Source organism: Paraburkholderia sp. BCC1876, from assembly GCF_902833695.1.
Lineage (GTDB): Bacteria > Pseudomonadota > Gammaproteobacteria > Burkholderiales > Burkholderiaceae > Paraburkholderia.
Genome location: NZ_CADFGI010000012.1, coordinates 20,735 through 43,900, shown reverse-complemented (window position 1 = coordinate 43,900; position 23,166 = coordinate 20,735). Strand labels below are relative to the sequence as shown.

The 23,166-nt window shown below is 65.9% G+C and carries 18 protein-coding genes; 1 reads left to right on the top strand and 17 read right to left on the bottom strand.

What is annotated here, in order from left to right; all coding sequences use genetic code 11:
• Positions 1–123: 123 nt before the first annotated feature.
• From HWY05_RS31680 to HWY05_RS31605, 16 genes are all read right to left on the bottom strand, one after another.
• The gene (locus tag HWY05_RS31680) at positions 124–2,385 is read right to left on the bottom strand and encodes a tetratricopeptide repeat protein (RefSeq protein ID WP_176060809.1); all 2,262 of its coding nucleotides are present in this window, start codon (positions 2,383–2,385) and stop codon (positions 124–126) included.
• Positions 2,382–4,637 carry a tetratricopeptide repeat protein gene (locus HWY05_RS31675; RefSeq protein WP_176060808.1) on the bottom strand — a complete coding sequence of 752 codons (2,256 nt, stop codon included), beginning with the start codon at positions 4,635–4,637 and terminating at the stop codon, positions 2,382–2,384. The genes HWY05_RS31680 and HWY05_RS31675 overlap by 4 nt, the downstream gene beginning before the upstream one ends.
• Positions 4,638–4,686: 49 nt before the next feature.
• Positions 4,687–6,843, bottom strand: a complete 2,157-nt coding sequence (locus tag HWY05_RS31670; RefSeq protein ID WP_244146748.1) for a tetratricopeptide repeat protein — start codon at positions 6,841–6,843, stop codon at positions 4,687–4,689.
• A 318-nt stretch (positions 6,844–7,161) separates the two neighbouring features.
• Positions 7,162–7,824 carry a prepilin-type N-terminal cleavage/methylation domain-containing protein gene (locus tag HWY05_RS31665; protein ID WP_035546036.1) on the bottom strand — a complete coding sequence of 221 codons (663 nt, stop codon included), beginning with the start codon at positions 7,822–7,824 and terminating at the stop codon, positions 7,162–7,164.
• The gene (gspI, locus tag HWY05_RS31660; RefSeq protein ID WP_347880825.1) at positions 7,808–8,200 is read right to left on the bottom strand and encodes a type II secretion system minor pseudopilin GspI; all 393 of its coding nucleotides are present in this window, start codon (positions 8,198–8,200) and stop codon (positions 7,808–7,810) included. The genes HWY05_RS31665 and gspI overlap by 17 nt, the downstream gene beginning before the upstream one ends.
• A gap of 387 nt (positions 8,201–8,587) precedes the next feature.
• Positions 8,588–9,892, bottom strand: coding sequence for an L-fuconate dehydratase (locus tag HWY05_RS31655; RefSeq protein ID WP_176060807.1), 1,305 nt, complete (start codon positions 9,890–9,892; stop codon positions 8,588–8,590).
• Positions 9,893–10,014: 122 nt separating this feature from the next.
• Entirely contained in the window at positions 10,015–10,956 is a 942-nt protein-coding gene (locus HWY05_RS31650; RefSeq protein WP_035546042.1) for an ABC transporter substrate-binding protein, read from the bottom strand.
• Positions 10,957–11,043: 87 nt separating this feature from the next.
• Complete coding sequence (locus HWY05_RS31645) at positions 11,044–12,069, bottom strand: ABC transporter permease (RefSeq protein WP_035546044.1); 1,026 nt, start codon at positions 12,067–12,069, stop codon at positions 11,044–11,046.
• A gap of 16 nt (positions 12,070–12,085) precedes the next feature.
• Positions 12,086–13,600, bottom strand: coding sequence for a sugar ABC transporter ATP-binding protein (locus tag HWY05_RS31640; RefSeq protein WP_176060806.1), 1,515 nt, complete (start codon positions 13,598–13,600; stop codon positions 12,086–12,088).
• A 286-nt stretch (positions 13,601–13,886) separates the two neighbouring features.
• Positions 13,887–14,891 carry an alcohol dehydrogenase catalytic domain-containing protein gene (locus HWY05_RS31635; protein ID WP_176060805.1) on the bottom strand — a complete coding sequence of 335 codons (1,005 nt, stop codon included), beginning with the start codon at positions 14,889–14,891 and terminating at the stop codon, positions 13,887–13,889.
• 24 nt (positions 14,892–14,915) lie between these two features.
• Complete coding sequence (locus HWY05_RS31630; protein WP_231584821.1) at positions 14,916–15,710, bottom strand: SDR family oxidoreductase; 795 nt, start codon at positions 15,708–15,710, stop codon at positions 14,916–14,918.
• 2 nt (positions 15,711–15,712) lie between these two features.
• Positions 15,713–17,026: a histidinol dehydrogenase gene (gene hisD, locus HWY05_RS31625; protein WP_035548990.1), complete on the bottom strand. Its 1,314-nt coding sequence runs from the start codon at positions 17,024–17,026 to the stop codon at positions 15,713–15,715.
• Positions 17,027–17,179: 153 nt separating this feature from the next.
• Entirely contained in the window at positions 17,180–18,235 is a 1,056-nt protein-coding gene (locus HWY05_RS31620) for an ABC transporter substrate-binding protein (protein ID WP_035546049.1), read from the bottom strand.
• Between the two features lie 35 nt (positions 18,236–18,270).
• A complete protein-coding gene (locus HWY05_RS31615; RefSeq protein WP_035546050.1) occupies positions 18,271–19,077 on the bottom strand; it encodes an ABC transporter ATP-binding protein in 807 nt (268 codons plus the stop codon).
• A 53-nt stretch (positions 19,078–19,130) separates the two neighbouring features.
• Positions 19,131–20,036 (bottom strand): ABC transporter permease, encoded by a 906-nt coding sequence (locus HWY05_RS31610; protein ID WP_081935628.1) that lies wholly within the window; start codon positions 20,034–20,036, stop codon positions 19,131–19,133.
• Entirely contained in the window at positions 20,033–20,824 is a 792-nt protein-coding gene (locus HWY05_RS31605; protein WP_231584823.1) for an ABC transporter permease, read from the bottom strand. The genes HWY05_RS31610 and HWY05_RS31605 overlap by 4 nt, the downstream gene beginning before the upstream one ends.
• 219 nt (positions 20,825–21,043) lie before the next feature.
• Between HWY05_RS31605 and HWY05_RS31600 the strand changes: the two genes are divergently transcribed.
• On the top strand, positions 21,044–22,111 hold the full coding sequence (locus tag HWY05_RS31600) for a substrate-binding domain-containing protein (protein ID WP_176060804.1): 1,068 nt from the start codon (positions 21,044–21,046) through the stop codon (positions 22,109–22,111).
• Between the two features lie 54 nt (positions 22,112–22,165).
• Here the strand turns inward: HWY05_RS31600 and HWY05_RS31595 are convergent, their stop codons facing one another.
• Entirely contained in the window at positions 22,166–23,161 is a 996-nt protein-coding gene (locus HWY05_RS31595; RefSeq protein ID WP_035546055.1) for an Ldh family oxidoreductase, read from the bottom strand.
• Positions 23,162–23,166 lie beyond the last annotated feature (5 nt).

The window sequence follows — 23,166 nt, the reverse complement described above, 5'->3', positions numbered from 1 at the left end:
TCGAACAGCCTGAATCCATCGAAAATACGGGCCGCGCGTGGCAGCGATGTTGCGGCTGTTACGCATCATTTGAGCCGCTTCAAATGGTCCGTAGCTTTTGCTGCTGTGGGCGGCCTGGGCGGCTCATGCCGCTGCTACGTCACGCAACGGCATCATGTCGAGCAACGCGGTGCCAACCCGTTCGATCACCGCCGGCCAGTCGCCCGGCCGCGACTGACGGAACAGCCGCGCGCTCGGATACCACGGGCTGTCCTCACGTTCGAGCAGCCAGCGCCAGTCGGGCGCGCGCGGCAACAGAATCCACACCGGCCTGCCGACCGCGCCCGCCAGATGCGCCACCGACGTATCCACCGAAATCACTACATCGAGCGCATCGATCAACGCGGCGGTGTCCGCAAAATCGGCAAGCGCATCGTCGAAACACACGACGTCACTCGCCGCCAGCGCGGCGCGATCGCGCTCGCGCACTTGCGGTTGCAGGCTCACGAAGGTTGCATCGAGCGCGAACAGCGGCGCGAGTTCGGCGAACGACAGCGAGCGGTTTTCATCGTTGTTGTGGCGAGGATTGCCGGACCACGCGAGGCCGATTTTCAGCTTGTGCGGCGTGGCGATGGCATCGACACGGCGACGCCATTCATCGCGCCGCCGCGCATCGGCGTGCAAATAAGCACCCCGCGCGGGAATCGTGTCGAGCGTCGTGCGGAAAGCGAGCGGCAGGCTCATCAACGGAACCTGAAAATCGAACGGCGGTATCGCATCGTCTTCGCTGACGATGCAACTCACGTCGCTCAACGACGCCAGCAGCGTCGCCAGTTCGCGCGGCGCCTGCAGGATCACCGTCGCGCCCTTCGCATGAACGAGGCTCGCGTAGCGGCAAAATTGCAGCGTGTCGCCGTAGCCCTGCTCCGCATGCAGCAGCACGGTCCTGCCCGCAATCGGCTCGACGCCGAGCCACAGCGGACGATCGGCGTGACGCCGGTTCAACGCGACGTCGGTGGCGTGCCAGCGCGCTTCGTGCAGTGCCCAGCCGGTTGCCATGTCGCCCATCAACAAACGGCAGTACGCCTCGGAGCGGCGCGCCGCGCCATGATGCGGATCGCGTTCGCAGGCCTGCGCGTAGGCGCACAGCGCGGCTTCGTGTTCGCCGATCTGCTGCAAGGCGACCGCGCGCGTATAGAGATGTTGCGCGGTATCGGCCGGAGCGCAGGCGGCTTTCGCGTGACTGTCCATCGCCTCGTCGTAGCGCGAGAGTTGTTGCAGCGTGACGGCGCGGTTGTACAGCAACTCGGGATGCGCGCCGGTCAGCGCGAGCGCGCGGTCGTAGTCGTCGAGCGCTTCGTCGTGGCGGCCAAGCGCGCGCAATGCCGCCGCATGGTTGCGCAGCGCGTCGATATGTTCGGGGGCGCGTTTGAGCGCTTCGCAGTAGGCCTCGGCCGCCTCCTGATGACGGTCGAGACCGAGCAGTGCGTTGCCGCGTCCCACCCACGCCGTCGACTGCTCGCGATCGATGGCAAGCAGCCGGTCGCAGCGTCGCAGCAGTTCCGCGCGCGCATGCAGCATGTCGAGCGCGACGCAGCTTGCGTATAGCAACGCGGTGTCGTCGGGCGCGAGTTGCAGGCCTTCGTCGAGGATCGTCAGCGCCTCAGTGGCACGCCCCAGTTCCGTCAACGCGATGCCCGTGGCCAGCAGCAACGCCGCACTACGCCCGCAGACCACCATCGCCAGCCGGTATTGCCGCAACGCTTCGTCATGACGCCCGACTTCACGCAGCGCGTGACCGCGCTCGGCGTGCGCGGCGGCGTCGTTGGCATCGAGATTCAGCGCGCGCTCCAGGCTGATCAAGGCATCGGCAGGACGACCCAGCGCGCGCAACGCGGCGCCGCGGCGGCTCCACGCCTGGGCTTGCGCGGGCGCGCGTTGCAGCGAACGGTCGTAGGCCGCGATCCCTTCGTCGAAGCGTTGGAGTCCCAGCAGCGCATCGCCGACCGCCGTGTGAGCGGGCGGATGCGCGGGATCGAGTTTCAACGCTTCGTCGAGTACGGCGAGCGCGTCGCGATAGCGGCCCACGCCGACCAGCGCCGCGCCGTGATTCGTGAAGTTCCAGGCTTGCCGCAAACCCGCGCGCATCGAGCGCGCGATCAGCGGCTCCGCGCGCGCTGCGTCGCCCTGACGCAGACAGACGAGTCCCAGCAGATGGAGCGCTTCGACGTTGTCGGGCGAGAGAGTCAGCACGCCTTCGTACAGACGCCGCGCCGCGCCGAGGTCATTCCTCTCCAGCAGCGCGCGCGCATTGCGCAACGAATCGGCGATAGCCACCTGCACGGCACTCCCGTTCGCCACCGGCGCAAACGAAGAAGCGGCGTCCTGCGCTCTTTGCCGGTTCATCGACCCGCTCCATTCACGAGCCCAGGCAACGCCGCCTTTACGGCTTCGACCACCGGCGCCCAGTTCCCCGCCTCGGCCTGGCGGAAAAGTCGCGCGCCGGGATACCACGGGTTGTCGTCGCGATCGAGCATCCAGCGGAAGTCCGGCGTATGCGGCAACAAGACCGCAAGCGGCCGCCCCAACGCGCCCGCAAGATGCGCGACCGACGTATCGACACTCACCACGTAATCCATCAGCGCGGTCAGCGCGGCCGTGTCGGCAAAGTCCTCGATCTGATCGCCGACGTGGCGGAGCGGACTCGCGGCGAGCGCTGCCTGATCTTCGTCGCGCACCACCTTTTGCAGACTGAACCAGTCGAACGCGTCGTCGAGTAGCGGCAGCAGATCGGCGAGCGGCATTGACCGGTTGCGGTCGTTCAGATGCAGCGGATTGCCCGACCACACGAGGCCGATACGCGGCCGTTGCGACATACCCAGCCGCTCGACCCAACGCGCGACGTGCGCAGGATCGGCCCGCAAATACGGCACCTCGGCGGGAATCGACGCCTGTTCGGTGCGGAACTCGAGCGGCAGACTCAGCAACGGACAATGCAGATCGAACGGCGGCAGCGGCCCGCCGCGCGCGACCACTGTGTGGACGCCGTCGAGGCTCTCCAGCAGCCCGGTCAACTCACGCTGCACTTCGAGCACGACCGTCGCACCGAGCGCCTTCACAAGCGGCACGTAGCGGCAGAATTGCAGCGTGTCGCCGAGACCCTGCTCCGCATACAGCAGGATGGTGCGGCCCGCGAGCGGCATGCCGTGAGTCCACCTCGGCTGCACGAACTCGCGGCGGCTGCCGTCGAGTTGCGTGTCGCGCCAGCGCCATTCGTATTCGCTCCAGCCGGCCTCGAAGTCGCCGATCGACAGACACAGAAACGCGCGCATGCAGTGCGCGAGCACGTAGTCCGGATCGATGTCGATAGCCTGCGCGTAGGCGGCTTTCGCTTCTTCATGCCGCCGTACGGAACGCAGCGCATTGCCGGTGTGAAAATGCGCGAGCTTGTCGCGCGGTGTTGCGTCCAGCACGCGCGCGAAATCGCCTAGCGCGTCCTCATAACGGTGAGTTTCCAGCGACACACGCCCGCGCGTGAACCACGCTGGCACGTAGTCCGATTCGAGCGCGAGCGCGCGTTCGCAGGCCTGCCGCGCGTCGTCGTAACGCTTGATGCTGATCAGCGCGCTAGCGTAATTGCACAACACGCCGACACTGTCCGGTTCGACGTCGAGAGAGCGCGCATAGCTCTGCGCGCCGTCGCCGTCGCGGCCCAGATGACACGCCGCGTTGCCGCGGTTCGCGTGCGCCTTCGCATGATTCGGCTCGATGGCGAGCACGCGGTCGCAACGCGCGAGCGTTTCCTGATGCCGCCCAAGCTGTTCCAGCGCGACCGAACTGTTGTAGATCGCCTCCACGAAACTCGGGCTCGCCGCCATCGCCGCGTTGAAATCGGCGAGCGCGTTGCCGGGTTCGTGCAGATCGAGAAACGCGACGCCTCTCAGGAACAGCACCTCTGCACTGCCCGGCACGAGTGACAACGCCAGACCGTAGTTATCCGTCGCGTGCTGGAAACGGCCCAGCTCGCGCAACACGCGTCCACGTTCGCGCAGCACGTCGAAGGAACGGCCGGCTATCGACAACGCACGGTCGCAGCAGACCAGTGCGTCGGTGCAACGCCCCAGCGCGCGCAGCGATTCGCTGCGCTTGAGCAGCGCCTCGGCGGAACCCGGATTGATGTCGAGCAAACGGTCGTATGCGGCGAGCGCATCGTCGTGACGGCCCAGTTGCGCGAGCAGACCCGCGCGTTGGAACAGCGCGCGTTGATGACCGGGATTGAGCGCCAGCGCTTCATCGAGTCTGGACAGCGCGTCTTGCGTCCGCCCGAGACCCAGCAGCACGGCAGAGTGATTGGTGAGCGCCAGCGCGACCGGTTGCCGCTCGATCGAGAGGCTCATCAACGCATTGGCTTCCTCTAACCGTCCTTGCTGGAAACGCACCGCGCCTAGCAGATGCAGCGCTTCCGCATGCGCGGGGTCGAGCATCAGCAACTCGGCATACGCGGCTTCCGCTTTGTCGAGGCCGCCCTCGGTGTGCGCCTTGCGCGCCCGTTGCAACAGACGGTCGAGCTGCGCGGCGTCGGGCTTCGGGATCTCGTCTCGCGCCCGCGCGGAATCTGTCTGGATCGCGAGCGTCGTCCCTTCCCCATTCGATGTCATTGTTTCGGCCCCTGTTGCCGCGCTCGCGCCCGGCGTTTTTCCGTCGAGTTCAGTCTTCCGCGTCCGGTTGGCCGATGGCCGCCCTGACCGCTTCGATCACGCTGCCCCACTGACCCGGCGTGCTTTGCCGGAACAACCGCGCGTCGGGATACCACGGACTGTCCGCGCGTTCGCGCAGCCAGCGCCATTCGGCCGGGTCCGACAACAGCACCCAGACCGGCTGGCCCAACGCACCGGCCAGATGCGCGACGGCCGAGTCGACGGAGATCACCAGATCGAGCGAACGGATCAGCGCCGCGGTGTCCGCGAAATCGTCGAGTTCGTCGTCGAGGCAGATGATGGGCGAGTCGCCGAGCAACGCTTCGTCCTGCTCGCGCACGGTTTTTTGCAGGCTGATCCAGTCGACGTCCAGCGCAAACAGCGGCGCGAGTTGCGCGAAATCGATCGAACGGTTGTGGTCGTTGCGATGCTCAGGATTGCCGGACCACGCCAGCCCAATCCGCGGACGCCGCCCATTACCGAGCCGTTCAGCAAATTGCCGTGCGCGCTCCGCGTCCGCCTGCAGATACGGCGTGTGACGCGGAATGCTCGCCAGTTCCGTGCGTAACGCAAACGGCAAACTGAGCAGCGGACACTGATAGTCGAAAGCCGGCAGCGGCTCGCCTCGCGCGAGCACTTGCGCGGGGCCTGGCAGCGTCGTCATCAGCTTGCGCAAGGCCGGCTGGACTTCGAGCACCACGCGCGCGCCCAGCGCGGCTAGCTGCGGCGCGTAGCGGCAGAACTGCAGCGTGTCGCCGAAGCCCTGTTCGGCGTGAATCAGGATCGTCTTGCCGTCGAGCGGTTCGTCGCCGCGCCACAACGGTTGCACGAACGGGCGATAGTGCCGCGCCAGTTCGGCGTCCCGCAGACGCCATTCGTAGCCGGCCCAGCCGCGCGCGAAGTCGCCTTGCGCGAGATACAGCGAGGCCCGCGCGAAATGCGCGTCGACGTAGTCCGCCTTCAGTTCGATCGCGCGGTCGTAGGCGGCTTGCGCGGCTTCGTGACGGCCGGTGTCGTAGTGGAGATTGCCGCGGTTGAAAAAGTTCGTCGCGTGATCTGGTCTGATCTGCAGCGCCTTGTCGAGCGCGCTCATCGCTTCGTCGTAGCGATGCAGATCCTGCAGCACGTTGCTGCGGTTGGTCCATGCTTCGCCGAAACGGTCGTCGAGCGCGAGTGCTGCGTCGTAACTGGCGAGTGCGTCGTCGTAGCGCTTCAGATAGCGCAATGCCGTGCCGCGGTTGCAGTGAATGTCGGCCGCGTCGGGGTCGATCGTCAACGCGAGGTCGTAGTTCGACAACGCCGCGTCGTAGCGCTTCAATTGCAGCATCGCATTGGCCCGGCAGGTCAACGCGCGCGCATGGTGCGGGTCCAACGCCAGCACCCGTGCGCAGCGGCCGATCGCTTCGTCGGGTCGCCCGAGACGGTCGAGTGCGACCGCGCTGTTGTAGAGCGCCTCGATCATGCCGGGCTCGGCCGCGATGGCTTCGTTGAAGGCCGCGAGCGCCTCGTTCAACCGACCGAGGTCCACCAGACACTGACCGCGCATCGACAGCATCACGGCATGGCCGGGCTGGATCGCAAGCGCGCGCTCGAAGCTTTGCAGCGCCTCGGCGGTGCGCTGTAATTCGCGCAGCACCAGACCACGGTTGAACCACGATTCGAACGAAGCAGGATCGACGACCAGCGCGCGGTCATACGTGTCGAGCGCTTCCTCGCGCCGCCCCAGCGCGCGCAACGCGCCGCCGCGATTGCACAATGCGTCGAGCACCAGCGGCGAGATCGACAGCACGCGGTCGAACGCTTCGAGCGCTGCCGCATGGCGACGCAGCGCCGTCAGCGTATTGCCCTTGCGCACGAGCGTCTGGATGTCGAGCGGATCGAGCCGCAACGCGGCGTCGAACTGCGCGAGGCCTGCGTCGGCCCGTCCGGATTCGGCCAGCACCGCGCCGAGATCGGACAGCGCGCGCGCCGTGGGCGTCAACGCAATCGACTGGCGCAGCAACGACTCGGCGTCGGCCACCGCGCCGCGCTGGTAATGCAGCACGCCGTAGAGATGCAACAGCTCGGGGTTGTCGGGGTCGCTGGCCAGGAGCGTTTCGTACTCGCGCGCCGCTTCGTCGAAGCGCCCTGCCGCATGCCAATCTTTGGCCCGCGATAAATTCGCCACGCTTCGCCGCATGGCCGACGCATCGCCGCTCTGCGCGCCCGCTCGCGTGTCTTGTGAGTATCCCGCCTCCACGTTCGCTCCCTCGTCATGTTGCGCTACGCGCCGCCACTTCAATCGTGTGAAACGATCTTTGAAAGTGACGGCTTCAACCCGAGACTAGGGACGAGCGATAACAGGCGTATGACGAAAGTTACGGAACATTTCCTCAACTATGCCTATCGCATTGAATTGAGCGAAATGGGGCTGCACGCGGCTGCTATGCGGCTGCAATGTGACTGTAGTGCGGCACTGAACCGAGGACGGGTTCTAACGCACGCCTCATTGCCCGATCGGAATCATCCGCACGAATTCGACCGGCGGACTGCCGAGCGCGACGGTGAAGCGGAGACCACGCGGCAGCGGCATGCCGAGCGACGTGATGTTGCTGATGCCGTGCTGCGACAGAAAGCGCGTGTACGCAGCCTCGACGGCGGGCTGACTGGACGTCCAGCCGTCCGGCGCGATCCATACCGCGAGTTGCATCGAACGCGCGTTGTCGCTGACAACAATGCGCGCGAATTGATCCATGTGCTGCAAGGCATCGTCGAGATCGGCGAGCGAGCTGAGCGGCTGTGACGCGCTGCGTATCAGTTCGCTGCCCTTCAATTGATAGCGTACGACCTGCACCTGAGTCGGCCCGCTGCCGATACCCAGATGCCGAACCAGCACGAGTTCATTGGGCCGGATTCGCAAGGGTGGTCCGAACACTTCGTCGGCGGTGACGAGGTTCAGCAGGTCGTATTGCATCTGCGAGAAGTATCGGCCGATCAGCCGCGTCTGGCCGAGCTTCGCGGCGATGTCGTCGCGTCCGCGAATCGTTGCGTCGAGGCCGCGCCACGACAGCAACGCAATCACGGCGAGCAGCGTGATCGCGACCAGCATCTCGATCAGCGTGAAGCCCTTCGTTCGCGGCGCGCCGCGCGGGCTAGTGGCGCGCTTCATCCTGCACCACGGTCACGACTTCGGCGAGGACGCTGCGGCTCGACGCGGACGGCAACACACTCACCGTCACCTGACGCACCAGCGGGCTTTCGAACGCCGTCACCACCTGGCGGCAGACGAACGGATACTGTCCCTGCGGACAGGCGAAGGTGCTTCGCCCCACGGGCGGCCAACTGGATGAAATACGAATGGCCGCCAATGCATTGTCCGCGCTCCACAGCGCGAGCAAACGTGCGCGCGCGCTGTCGGTGTCCGTCGCGAGCGAGCCGATCGCGCGCAGCACCGCGCCCAGCGCAATGGCGACGATCGCGAGCGCGATCAGCACTTCGATGAGCGTGAAGCCACCGGACTTGCCGGAGGTTGCGCGCGCACGCATCGGCCGCCGCATAGGCCGTGTTGGCCGCATCGGCCGCGTCCATGGCCAGGCGACAGGCGCGTGCCCTATCGGACGGACACTCATCGGATTCCCCGCAGAAGAAACGATCAGAACAGGCGATCAGGTCGGCTCCCGCCGCGTCGTCGGATTACGCGCAGGCGCTCACGCGCCGCCGGCAGCGCGGCGATGCCGCATTCGCACCGGACAGCAGGGTTGGGCGGGAAGCAGTCCGCTGACGGTAACGGACGCCTGTGGCATCAACGTGTCGAATGGTACGGACCATTTTTGACGCTGAAGTGGCGGGAGTGGTGAGGGTGGCCGCTGGACGCGTTCCGTTCCAGCGGCATCAGCACGGCCAAACGGCGCCACGGTAAGCGACGCGCGCGCTCAAGTCGTCCAGCCCGCACCGTCAGGAAAACGATACCGGTCGAGCGACGCCGCGTGCATTTCGATGCTGTAGCCGAGGCGCTGCGGCGGCATATAACGCCCATTGCGGATCACCACCGGATCGATGAAATGCTCATGCAGATGATCCACGTATTCGAGCACCCGATTCTCCAGCGACGCCGACACGCAAACATAGTCGAACAGCGAAATATGCTGCACGTACTCGCACAAACCGACGCCGCCCGCATGCGGACACACGGGCACGCCGAATTTTGCCGCCATCAGCAGGACCACGATCACTTCGTTCAGACCGCCCAGCCGGCAACTGTCGACCTGACAAAAGTCGATGGCCTGTGCCTGCAGCAACTGTTTGAACATCACCCGATTGTGGCAATGCTCGCCGGTCGCCACGCCGATCGGTTTGAGCCGCTGACGGATCGCCGCGTGGCCGAGAATGTCGTCGGGGCTGGTCGGCTCTTCGATCCACCACGGGTCGAACTGCGCGAGGCGTCGCATGTTCGCCACCGCTTCGTCGACGTCCCAGACCTGGTTCGCATCCATCATCAGCTTGCGGTTTGCGCCGATCTCTTCTCTTAAGATGCGGGCGCGCCGCATGTCTTCGTCGAGATTGCCGCCCACCTTCTGCTTGAAGTGCGTCCAACCCTGCGCGACGCCTTCGCGCGCGAGGCGGCGAATCTTGTCATCGTCATAGCCGAGCCAGCCGGCCGATGTCGTGTACGCCGGGTAGCCCTGCGCGAGCATCTCCGCTTCGCGCTCGCCGCGTGACGACGCATGACGATGCAGCATCGCGATCGCTTCCTGCGGCGTGATCGCGTCGGTCACATAACGGAAGTCGAGACACCGCACGAGTTCTTCCGGGCTCATGTCGACCAGCAGCTTCCACACCGGCTTGCCTTCCGCTTTGGCCCACAGGTCCCAGGCGGCATTGACGACGGCCGCCGTCGCCAGATGGATCGCGCCCTTGTCCGGACCGATCCAGCGCAATTGACTGTCCGACGTCAGCGCGCGCCAGAACGCGCCCATGTTCGCCGCGATCTCTTCAAGCGTTCGGCCGACCACCAGCGGCGCCAGCGCCTTCACCGCCGCCACGCAGATCTCGTTGCCGCGCCCGATCGTGAACGTCAGGCCATGACCGGTGAGCCCTTCTGGCTGCGCCGAATCGGTTTCGAGCGTCACGTAAGTGGCGGAGTAATCCGGCGCCGCGTTCATCGCGTCGGAACCATCGAGCGAACGCGAAGTCGGAAAGCGGATGTCCCGCACGGACAGGTTGGTGATCGTAGTCACTTGGCACGCTCCTGAGCGACAGCTATCGATGTCCGCCTGTCTCCCTCTCACCCGACGGAACCAGAAAGAGAGAGGCGCGCACCACGCGCGCGGCCTCCCCCATTGCGCCTTGGCGGCGCAACTCAGTCATACAGCACGGCGGCGATCTTTGGATCGCTCATGTTGCTCTTGTCGTACCAGTAGAAGCCGGTGTCGACCTTCTTCGGCAGCTTCTCGCCCTTCAGCGCCTTCATCGCGGAATCGACGACGCACTTGCCGATGCCGACCGGGTTCTGCGTGATCGCGCCCAGCATCAGACCGGAATTGATGTCGTCTTTCTGCTCCTTGCCGGAGTCGTAGCCGATCAGCACGAGCTTCTTGCCCGACTCCTTGACGCCGATCGCCGCGCCTTCGGCCGAGCCTTCATTCGAACCGAAAATGCCCTTCAGATTGGGATTGGCCTGGATCATCGCCTTGGCGATTTCCGCGGACTTCAAGTGGTCGCCACCGCCGTACTGCACGGACACGATCTTGACGTTCGGATGCTTCGCCTTCATCTCGTTCAGGAATCCATCGCGACGGTCCACGCCCGTGCGGCTGGTCTGGTCGTGCACCACGAGCCCCACTTCGCCCGAATCGCCGATTGCCGCCGCCATCTTGTCGGCGGCGAGCGCGGCCGCGGCGAGATTGTCGGTCGCGCAGGTCGTGAGCGGAATGTCGCTGTCGACGCCCGAGTCGAACGCGATCACCGGTATCTTGGCGGCCTGCGCGCGGCGCAGCAGCGGAATGGCCGCTTTGCTGTCGAGCGCGGCGATGCCGAGCGCCTGCGGCTTCTTCGCCAGCGCCGCCGACAACATGTCGATCTGCTTGTCGACCATCGCCTCGGTTTCGGGACCTTCGAACGTGATGCGGGCTTTCTGCTCCTTCGCCGCCTGTTCGGCGCCGGATTTGACGGCTTGCCAGAACTGATGCTGGAAGCCCTTCGAGATCAGCGGAATATACGGTTCTTCCGCGCGGGCCAGATTCGTCACGCCGACCAGCGCGCCCACGCCGACCACGACACCGAATAGTTTTCGATTCAACATGGCAACTCTCCTCCTAAGGTGGACCACCGCCTTCAGTAATGAGGAAGCCCTTTCGCGCTCCCCTTTTTTGATTTCGTGTGTGGCGTGTCAGCGCTTGCTGCGCCGCAGGATATCGGCATACACCGCGAGAATGATGATCAGCCCGGTCACGACGATCTGCCATTCCTGCGCAACCGACAGGATGCGCAGCCCGTTGGTCAGCACGCTCATGATGAACGCGCCGATGATCGTACCGAGGATCGTGCCCGCGCCGCCGCTCAGCGACGTGCCGCCGATCACCACGGCGGCGATCGCTTCGAGTTCATAGCCCTGGCCGAGCGCCGGCTGCGCGGAATTCAGCCGCGACGCGATCAGCAAGCCGGCAATGCCGCAAATAGCGCCGCCGAGCGCGTAAATGGCGATCTTCCAGCGGTCGACGTTCACGCCGGACAGACGCACCGCTTCTTCGTTGCTGCCGAGCGCGAACGTGTAGCGGCCGAGCGCCGTGCGATTCAACGTGAGCGAACTCACGATTGCCAGGAAAAACAGGATCAGCACGCCGTTCGGCACCGGCAGATTCGGCAGCACGTAACCGATCAGCGAATCCTGCGAGATCAGGGTGAAGTTTTCAGTGTCGGTGAAGTAAATCGGCTTGTCGGCCGAGACCACCAGCGAGAGCCCTTTCAGCAGCAGCATCATGCCCAGCGTCGCGATGAACGGCGGGATTTTCATCTTGGCGATGAGGGTCCCGGAAATGGTCCCGCACATCGCGCCGGCGCCGATCGCCGCGAGCACGCCGGTCCACATCGGCAGATGCCAGTAGGTGAGAAACACGCCGCAAATGACCGCCGTGAACGTCATCAGCGTGCCGACCGACAGATCGATGCCGCCGGTGATGATGATGAACGTGCAGGCAATCGCCAGCACGCCGTTGACGGCCGTGGCCTGCAGAATGCCGAGAATATTGTCGATCTGCATGAACGCCGGCGACGCGAAACTGAAAAACACCAGCAGCAGGACCAGGCTCGCAAACGCCAGCATTTTCTGCAGCGCGGCCGGCGCGAAGAGACGCGCTCTCAGGCCGGAAGCGCGCCCCTCGTTCACTAACGCCGACGTATCCGATGGCAACTTCATTCAGACCTCACGAGTTTCATGCCGCTGCTTTCAAGGGGTCGCGCTGCGTCGCGAGATGCATGATGCTTTCCTGCGACGCCTCGGCGGCCAGGAGTTCGCCGGTAATGCGGCCTTCGCACATCACGACGATGCGGTCGCTCATGCGCAGGATTTCCGGCAGTTCCGACGAGATCATCACGATCGCCTTGCCTTGCGCCGCGAGCGCGCGCAGCAGCTTGTAGATTTCGCTTTTGGCGCCGACGTCGATACCGCGCGTGGGTTCGTCGAAGAACAGCACGTCGCAGTCGCGTTCGAGCCATTTGGCGATCACGACCTTCTGCTGATTGCCGCCCGATAGCAGGCGGACCGGCTGCGTCGCGGACGGCGTGCGAATAGCGAGCAATTTGATGAAATGACCGGCCGTGCGGCGAATCCGTGCACGGCGCAGGAAGAAGTTGAGCGACAGGAATTTGTCCAGATTGGACATGACGATGTTCGACTCGACGTCCATGCCGGTCGCGAGGCCATAGCGCTTGCGGTCTTCCGACAGATAGCCGATGCCGTGCGCGACGGCGTCGCTCGGCTGGCGGATCGTCACCCGCTTGCCTCGCACGACGATTTCGCCGGATTCGATCGGATCGGCGCCGAACACCGCGCGCGCGACTTCCGTGCGGCCGGCGCCCATCAGGCCGGCAAAGCCCAGGATCTCGCCGTTGTGCAGCGTGAAGCTCACGTCTCTGACCAGCGGGCCCGCGTTCAGGTGTGTGACCTGGAGCGCGATCTCGCCTTTGTCCGCGGTGTTGTTAGGCGGCTCGACGTCGGTCAGGGTGCGCCCGACCATCATGCCGATGATCGTCTCGACGCTGGCGTCCGCAACGGCGACGGTGGCCACGTATTCGCCGTCGCGTAACACGGTCACGCGGTCGGCGATCTGCTTCAACTCGTCCATTTTGTGGGAAATGTAGACGATGCCCACGCCCCGGCTCTTCAACTCGCGGATGATGCGGAACAGTTCGGCGATCTCGGCGTCGTTGAGGGCCGAGGTCGGTTCGTCCATGATCAGCACGCGCGAATCGAACGACAACGCCTTGGCGATCTCCACCATTTGCTGTTTCGCCACGGTCAGTGCGCCGACCATGGCGCGCGGGTCGATGTTCACGTGCATGCGGGCAAGAATGTCGCGTGCCTGTGCGTTGAGCTTGTCTTCGTCGAGGAAAACGCCGAGGCGTCCGCGCGGCTCGCGGCCGATGAAGATGTTCTGCGCCACGCTCAGATGGTTCATCAGTTGGAGTTCCTGATGAATGATGCCGACGCCGACGGCCTGGGCGTCGCGTGGGCTCTGGAAATCGACCGGCTGGCCGTCGACGAGAATTTCGCCGGTATCGCGCGTGTACACGCCGGCGAGGATTTTCATTAACGTCGATTTGCCCGCGCCGTTTTCACCCATCAGCGCATGGACTTCTCCGGTCATCAGCTCAAGCTGGACCTCGTGAAGCGCCCGTACGCCGGGGAAACTCTTGCTGAGCTTTTTTACGGAAATCAGTGGGATCATGGCGCGGATCTGAGAACAAATCCGCAACGACCGCGGACCTCTGCGCGAGAGGCGGGTCGAGAAAACGCCGGGGTTGGCCGGGTTGGGTGAGGGAAATCGCCACGAGAAACCAGACGCATTGCTGGACTCCCAAATCGATGTGCGACGATTCTACGCTGGTGGGCGGTGGGGGCTCAAGGCGGGGCATTCCCGGGGGTGGGAGCGCGGCTGGTAGGGTGGACGGCAGCCTGACAGAAGCGCGGGTGATCCACCGCATGGCGCGAATCACCCGCCCTTCACTGTCCGACTAAGCCGGCACCAGAATCACTTTGCTCGATTCGACACGGCCCTGATCGAGCTCTTCGAACGCGCGCGCGCCGCCTTCGAGGGGACGTGTCTGCTTCCACGCGAGATCGCCGAATGCGCCGCCGGCGAGCGCGGCGACGGTCGCCCGCAGATCGGCCATCGAGTAGGTGTAGGTGCCGAGCAGCGAGATCTCGGCGAGCGTCAGCTTGCGCATGTCGATTTCGCTATCCCAGTCGAGCAGGCCGATATGCATAATCACGCCGCCCGGCTTCACCGCCGACAGCGAGAGCTTGCGCGTGGCCTTGGCGCCGACCGCATCGAGCACGAAATCGAAGCGATTCGGCGGCGTGTCCGTGGTCTGCGGATCGAAGGCCCGGCAGCCGGCATGGCGCTCCGCCGAAGCACGCCGCAGCGGATTGACCTCCGCCATCTCCACGTTGCGACAGCCGTAGCTTCTCAGCAGCAAGGCCGCGAGCAGACCGATCGCGCCGCCGCCAATCACCAGCGTGCGCGTTTCGGGCAACGGCCGGGATAGCGCGCGCATCGACAGATTGAGCGCGTGCAGTGCGGTCGCGGCCGGTTCGGTCATCGCGGCGTGCGTCGCCGGCATGTCGGGCGGAATCTCGATCAGGCTCGCGGCGGGTATCGACATGTACTCGGCGAACGCACCCGGTCGCGTCATGCCGACCATGGTCCGGTCGACGCACAGATTGTCGCGTCCCTGCAGGCAATAGTCGCAGCGCCCGCACGTGATCAACGGATTGCCGGTCACCCTGAGGCCGACCGGCACATGCGGCGCGCGGCTCACCGCGACCGTGCCGGCGAACTCATGCCCCAGCACCAGCCCGGGCTGACGACGCGGATCGTGACCGTGGTAAGCATGCATGTCCGAGCCGCAGATGCCGACGGCGTCGATCTTCAGCACGACCTCGCCCGCCGCCGGCTCCGGATCGGCGCGCTCGAGCAGCTGCATTTCGTTGGGTCCGGTGTACACCAATGCTTTCATGAGTGCCTCTCTGCTCCGCTACGATCAACGCGCGGTATAGCCGCCGTCGACCATCAGGGTTTGTCCAGTGATATAGGCCGATGCCTCGCTGGCGAGGAACACCGTCGCTCCGTACAGGTCCTCGAGCCGGCCATTGCGGCCGATGCAGGTTTGCGCCGCGTGTTGCGCAGCGAGCGCGGCGTTGCCGAACACGGGCGCCGTCAACGCCGTCGGAAAGAAGCCCGGACCGATCGCGTTGCAGGTGATTCCGTGGGGCGACCAGGCCTGCGCCATCGCCCGCGTGAGCTGCACGATGCCGCCCTTGGCGGCGCCGTACGGCGCACTGTCGCCGAACGCGCGGTACGACTGCAGCGAGGCGATATTCAGTATCCGGCCGAAGCCGCGCGTCTGCATGGCCGGGGCGAGCGCCTGGGTCATGAAAAAAGGCGCGCCGAGATGCAGCGCCAACTGCCGACGCCAGGCGTCCGGCGTCACTTCGCCGAATGGCTGGCGCAGATTGATACCCGCCGCGTTGACGAGAATGTCGATCTGGCCATACAGGCGTTGCGCCGTGAGCGCACACTCGCGAGCAGCGTCTTCGTCCGCGAGATCGTGCGGCAACGCGTGCGTTTCGATGCCGTCGGCGGCGAGGCGCCCGCTCGCGAGATCGAGCGTGTCGCGCCGGCGCGCGACCAGAATCACGCGCGCGCCGGCAAGACCGAGCGCATGCGCCATTGCCTCGCCAATGCCCGAATTGCCACCGGTCACGAGCGCGGTGCGGCCGCCCAGACCGAACAGACCTTGTACCGCTCGGCGCGAATCAGGCTGGTTCGGCGCCACGATCACACCACCACCGGTTCGCCGCGCACGAAACGCTCGTCGGGAAAGTATTTGTCGAGGCGGTCGTCGGCAGTGCGGGCGTGCGCTTCCATGCCCTCGAGCCGGGAGATGCGGGCGGTGACTTCACCGATCTGCCTGGCGGCGTCGCGGGTCATGCGCTGCCAGGTGAGGGTCTTGACGAACTTATGCACGGACAGGCCACCCGAGTAACGCGCCGCGCCCTTGGTCGGCAATACGTGGTTGGGGCCGCTGGCTTTATCGCCGAACGCGACGGTCGTTTCTTCGCCGAGGAACAGCGAGCCGTAGCACGTGAGCCGTTCGAGCCACCAGTCGAGATCCGCCGCATGCACTTCGAGATGTTCCGACGCGTAACGGTCGGAGATCTCGACGATGTCCTCGCGCGTATCGCACACGATCACTTCGCCATAGTCGCGCCACGCGGCGCCGGCGGCATCGCGCGCGGTCGGCGGCAGGCGCTCGATCAGCTCGGGAACGCGTTGCATCACGTCGAGCGCCAGTGCGTTCGAGGTCGTGAACAACCACGCCGGCGACTCGTGTCCATGTTCCGCCTGACCGACGAGGTCGCTCGCGACGATCGCGGGATCGGCGCTTTCGTCGGCGATCACCGCCACTTCGGAGGGCCCCGCGAAGACGTCGATGCCGACCTTGCCGAATAGCGCGCGCTTGGCCTCCGCCACGAACTTGTTGCCCGGCCCGACCACCACGTCAGCCGGTTTGCCGGTGAACAGCCCGTAAGCCATCGACGCAATCGCCTGCACGCCGCCGAGCGTCATCACGATATCGGCGCCGGCGGCCTTGAACGCGTACAACACGTACGGATGAATCCCGCCGCCGCGAAACGGACTCGAACAGGCGATCACGGTTTTCACGCCCGCCGCCTTCGCCGTCGCCACGCCCATATACGCCGACGCGATATGCGCGTAGCGCCCAGCCGGCGCGTAGCAGCCGACGACATTCACCGGCACGACCTTCTGCCCGGCCGTCACGCCCGGATACAACTCGACGGCGAAGTCTTCGATCGAGCGACGCTGCGCCAGCGCGAAATCGAACACCTGACGCGCCGCGAAGTCGATGTCGGCCCGCACATGCGCCGGCACATCGGCGGCGCGCCGCTCGATCTCGTCTGCCGTCACGATGATCGGGCCGTCCCACGCATCGAGTTGCTTCGCGTAAGCCAGCGCCGCGGCCTCGCCGTTCGCTTCGATCTGCGCCAGCATGTCGGCCACGACCTTTTGCGCCGTCGCGGTCTCCGTCTCTGGAGTCTTGCTCGCTTTCTTCAGGTAAGTGACGCTCATGGTGTTGCTCCTCTCGATGCGGTCGGTTCGGTCGGTCTGGGTAAATGCAAACGCTTGCATACTGCGGCTTTAAAAAAGACCTCTCAGGTCTTCCTGCCGGGGCGTGCGCCCCGGCCTGCTTGTCGTGTCCGGCTGGCGTGTCTGGCTGATTCGTTACTTCGTATCCACCGCGAAGGCGGCCAGCTTCGGATCGGCTTGCACGCGCTTCATCAGACTGTCGTCGATGTAGTCTTTCGCGTCGGGCACCCCTTGCAGCGCCCCCGACGCGCGCATGAACTGCGCGATGCTGGTGAACCACTTGTCCGCTTCGGACGGTCCCTTGCTGCGATCCATCGCGGCGAGTTGCTGCGTGAGGTCGAAGGTGGGACGCGTGGCGAACTCCTTGCGCATCGACGCGTCGCTGATCGTCACGCCGCCCTCCTGATAGAACTTCTTCATCAACGCGGTGGCCTGGTCCGGATTCGCTTTCATCCATGACCACGCGCGCAGATAGACCGCGAGAAACGCCGCCACCGCTTCCGGATGTTCCTTCGCATAGTCGCCGCGCGCGACCAGCGCGCCCGGCACCGACGCGCCGCCGTCCTTGCCGCTGCACAGCACCCGCGCGCCGGACTTTTCTTCGAGCGTGTAGTCGTAGGGCGCCCACACGCCGGCATAGTCGGCGTTGCCTGACGACATCGCGGAAATGATCTCGGCTTGCCCCATGTTTCTGAGCGTGACGTCGGTCTTGGTAAGCCCATACTTCTTCAGACACGCCTGCACCGCGTAGTCGCCCGTGGAATTCGACGTGAGGACGATGGTCTGCCCTTTCAGCGAGGCCGGATTGCTCTTCACCGCGTCATAGCGCGCCTTGCTCGCCATCAGCACGTTGCCCTGCGATTCGTCGTTGGTGATACCGATCACCTCGACGCCGAAACGCTTGTAGCCGAGCACCGCCGGTACCGAGCCGGTGCCGCCGACGTCCCACGATTTCGCGGCGGCCGCGGCCATCTGCGGCACGCCGGCCGGAAACACCACGAACTCCGGCGCGAGGCCCGCGGCCGCCCACCAGCCTTTCTCGGTCGCCACGTAAAACGGCAGCGCCCAGTAGAGCGCCGGCTGATAGGTCACCTTGATCGGCGTGGGCGCGGCCGCCTCGGCGCGCGTGACGAACAGCGCCGTGCCCGCGCACAACATGGCTACCACGGAAATCGCTCGCAACCGGTTCATGCTGGTCTCCCTGTTTTTCAGTGTCGACGCGCCGCTCATGCGGCCGCGCGCGCAGCGCCGCCGTGCTCGTCGCGCAACGATTTCCAGATGTGCGTGCGCAGTCGCACGAACGACTCCAGATCCATGACGTCCTCGATGCGCTTGTGCTGGTCCCACTGGTTCGCTTCGCGCACCGATTTGACGTCGACGATTTCCTTGACGCGGCCCGGCCGGCTGGTCATCACGACGACGCGGTCGGCCAGATAGACGGACTCCTCCACCGCGTGCGTGATGAACAGCACGGTGCGCGGATTGGCACGGGTGACGCGCACCAGTTCCTCCTGCATGACCACGCGCGTTTGCGCGTCGAGCGCGCCGAACGGCTCGTCCATCAGCAGCACGCCGGGATCGAGCGCATAGGCACGGGCAATCGCGACGCGCTGCTGCATGCCGCCCGACAACTGATGCGGATAGGCCGCTTCATGGCCGCGCAGGTTCATCAGGTCCATATAGCGTTCGATCGTGCTGCGGCGCTTCGCGGCGGCCACGCCTTGCGCCCGCAGACCGAGTTCGATGTTCTCGTAGACGCTCTTCCAGGGAAACAGCGCGAACTGCTGGAACACCACCGCCCGATCCGGTCCGGGACGCAGCACCTGCCGGCCGTCCACGCTGACGGTGCCGGACGACGGAAACTCCAGCCCCGCGACCATCCGCAGACAGGTGGTCTTGCCGCAGCCCGACGGCCCGACGATCGCCACGAACTCACGGTCGGCGATCTCGAGGCTCACGTGATCCAGCGCCACCATGCCGCTGCCGGCGTGGCCGAAAACGCGGGAAACATCGTCGAAGCGGATGACGCTCATGTCGGTACTCCGTAGCGATTGCGGCAGACCCGGAATGGGAGTCGCCGAGGCACTCAGCGGCGCGCGCGGCGCCGATGCCGCATCGCGAAGGTTTCGATACGCCCGAGCAGCCAGTCGATCACCGCGCCCACCATGCCGATCGCGATCATGCCGCTCATCACGGTCGCGGTATCGATCGACGACTGGCCCTTGACCATCATGTAGCCGATGCCGCTCGAGGCGACGATCAGTTCCGCGCCGACCAGCGACATCCAGCCGAGCCCGGCGGCCACCCGCAGCCCGGCGATCACCGCCGGCAACGCGCCGGGCAGCAGCACTTCGCAGACGATCATGCGGTTCGACAGGCCCAGCATCCGCGCCGCCTCCAGCAGACGCTCGTCGACCTGCTTCGCGCCGCGGTAGGCATTCACCACGCACGGCGGAAAGGCGCCGGCGAAAATGATCAGCACCGGGCCGCCGATACCCGTGCCGAACCACAGCGCCGCGAACGGCACCCACGCGATCGGCGCGATGAAGCGCAGCGTTTCGAACAGCGGACTCACGATGTAATCGAGCCAGCGGAACCAGCCCATCATCAGGCCCAGCGGCACACCGACCGCGATGGCCAGCGAGAGCCCCATCAGGTAGCGCTGCAGGCTCGACCACAGGTGCTGTTCGAGCGTATAGCCGACGAACGGATGCGTCAGCAGGTCGACGAAACGCGTCGCGACGGCGAACGGGGTCGGCAGGAACGCGGCGGGAATCAGTTGCGCCGCGGCCGCGAGCCACCAGATGCCGAAAAACGCCAGCAGACCCGCCGCGCTCAACGCCCACAACGTGCCGCTGCCCGGCCCCGCGCCATGCGCCGCGACGGCACTTGCGCGGGCCTGCCGTCGCGTCTCTTTCGCGTGCGCCGCGTCGGTGCGATTCACCAGGCTCACGGGGTCCATGTCGGAACGTGCCAGATGCTGCAGTTTCATCGCCTTGCTCTCCACGGCATCGAACGGTTTTCGAGCAGACCCAGCAGCACGGTCATCAACCAGCCGCACAGCGCGACGCTCAGCATGGCGACCACGATCATCGCGGGGAAAATGTCGAGCGAGCCCTGCGTCAGCAAGTGGCCGAGACCGCGCACCGCGCCGATCAGTTCGCCGGCGACCAGCGTGGTCCAGGACGCTTGCAGCGAGAGCCGCAAGCCGGTGAAGATCATCGGCAACGCGCCCGGCAGCATGACTTCGAACACGAACTGGCGGCGCCGCAGGCCCAGCATGTCGGCCGCTTCGACGAGTGCGGGATCGAGATTGCGCACGCCGGCAAAGCTGTTGATCACGCAGGGCACGAAAGCGGCGAACCAGATCACCATGACCTTGGCGGCGTCGCCGAGACCGAGCCAGACGATCGCGAGCGGAATCCACGCGAGCGGCGGAATCGGCCGCAGCATGATGAAGATGGGATTGAAGAAGGCCTGGGCGCGGCGCGACTGGCCCATCCACAAACCGAGCGGCACACCGCTGAGCGCCGCGGTGACGAAGCCGTACAGCACGAGCTTGACGCTCTGCACGATGTGCTGGTCGAGACGGCCGTCGGCGTAACCCTCGCCGGCCACCTGCAACAGCGCCTGCCATACCTCCAGCGGTGCCGGCAAGCGCGCCGGACCGACGATGCCGGTGCCGCTGGTGAACACGTACCAGAGCGCGAGCGTCGCGCCGAGCGTGCCGATGCTGCAGACAAGGCGCGGTGAGCGAATGGAACGGATAGCCGTCAGCACGTCGTCTCCTGTGGGGTGCGGTTGGTCGTCCTGCCACTCAATGCAACCGCTTGCATTTGACTATAATCCTGATTTCCGATTGTTGTATCAGGACTTACACCAAGCCTTGCGAAGAAATGTCATGCGCTTGCATTCACGCACTACAATCAGACTTATCCGCGGTCTGAACCGCGGTCTGAACGGTAGCCGCCGCAGCGGTTTTCGAACGAGACATCTCCAGTGAGCAATGCCCCTCCCTCGCGCGCGCGCATCGACGACGTCGCGCGCCTCGCCGACGTATCGACAGCCACGGTTTCGCGGGCGCTGTCGAGCCCGAACCGGGTCAAGCCGGACACCCGCGCCCGTATCCGCGAGGCCATCGCCACGCTCGGCTACGTGCCCGACGGCGCGGCCCGCGCGCTCGCGCTGGGGCGCGCCCGCACGGTCGGCGCGATCGTCCCGACGCTCGACAACGCGATCTTCGCGCGCGCCGTGCAGGGCTTGCAGACCACCCTGTCCAATTCCGGTTACCAGTTGCTGATCTCGGCCCATGAATACAACCTGGCGGCTGAGACCGAGGTGGTCCGCGCGCTGCTGGAGCGCTCCGTCGACGCGATCCTGCTGGTCGGTCAGGACCATGCCGCGCAAACCTACGAATTGATCCGCGCGAGTCAGGTCGCGCTGGTCGTCATGTGGTCGAGCCCGGGCGAGGAGCCGGAGCCGGCGCAGTCAAGCGCACCGCCCGCGATCGGTTTCGACAACCGGCTGATCGGGCGTCTCGCCGCCGATCACCTGCTGTCGCTCGGCCATACCCGCTTCGGCGCGATCTCCGGTTTCACGCGGCACAACGACCGCGCCCGCGAGCGCATCGGCGGCTTTCGCGAGACGCTCGCGCAACACGGCTACGCGTTGCCGGACGCCTGCGTGATCGAGCAGCCGTTCGGCTTCGAAGGCGGCCGCGCCGGTTTGCAGCATCTGTTGAAACTGCGCCCTTCGCCCACCGCGATTTTTTGCGGCAACGACGTGCTGGCGCTCGGCTGCCTGTTCGAAGCGCAAGCGCTCGGCATCGCCGTGCCGGACGCACTGTCGATCGTCGGCTGCGATAACCTGCCGATCGCCTCGCAGATCATGCCGGGGCTCACCACGGTGTTGCTGCCCACCTACGAGCTCGGCGAACATGCGGCCCGCGCGGTATTGAGCTGGCTCGCGAACGGCAACCCGCCGCCGCACGAACGCCTGCCGATCGAGTTGATCGTGCGCGGCACGACCGGGCCGTCATCGTTGCGCAACGAACCGCCGCAGCTATAGCGCGCAGGCCGGCCGGCGCGGTCGGCGCGGGCCGCCCTCGTGCGCGACGGCGGATCAATTGCGCTGCAACTGCGCGATCAGCGCGTCGGGAATCTCCACGCCGTCTGTTTGCGCCGTCTCCGCCAGCCGCTCTCGTCGCGAACCGGGCAGACGGACGTCGTCGTCCGCGCTCATCATCCCGATCAGCGCTTCGACGCGCGACAGATAAGTGTCGTCGCCGGCCAGCGCGCCCGGATCGATCGCCCAGAACAGATGACCGATGCGCGAACGCTCGCCCTCTTCGCTCAGAAACGACCCCGCTTCATAGCCGAAATTCGCGCCGGTCAGCGCCGCCGCCAGCAACTCGACGATCAGCGCGAGCATCGCCCCTTTCGCGCCGCCAAACGGCAGCATCATGCCGTCGAGCGCGGCATGGGCGTCGGTGGTCGGCTGCCCGTCGCGGGTGGTGGCCCAGCCTTCGGGAATCGCCTGGCCGTCGCGCGCGGCCAGCGCAATCTTGCCGCGCGCGATCTGCGACAGCGCGAGATCGATCACGAGCGGTTCGCCATGGCGCCGTGGGAACACGGCGGCGATCGGATTGGTGCCGAACAGCGCGCGCCGGCCGCCCCAGGCGGGCATGGCCGCGGGCGAGTTGCTGAAAGCGAGCGCCACCCTGCCCGCCGCGCCGAGCGCCGCCAGATGCGCCGCGCCCACGCCGAAGTGATGGCTGCGCTTTACGCCCGCCACGGCACTACCAAACTGACGGGTCCGTTCGATCAGCGTGGTCACGGCCAGGTCGCAGGCGGGATAGGCGAGTCCATCCGCGGCATCGATCAGCACGGCCGCGCCACGATCCGCGACGACGGCCGGCTGCGCGCCGGGGTCGACGCGGCCGTTGCGCAATTGCGCGCAATACATCGGCAGACGCGCCACGCCGTGCGACGACAGGCCGCGCAGATCGGCATAGACGAGCGCGCGGGCAGTCGATTCAGCGGTGGCTTGCGACGCGCCCGCCTGGCGCAACGAATCGATCGCCAGGGCGGTGAGCGCAGCGGGTAATAGTCGGGCCATCGAGT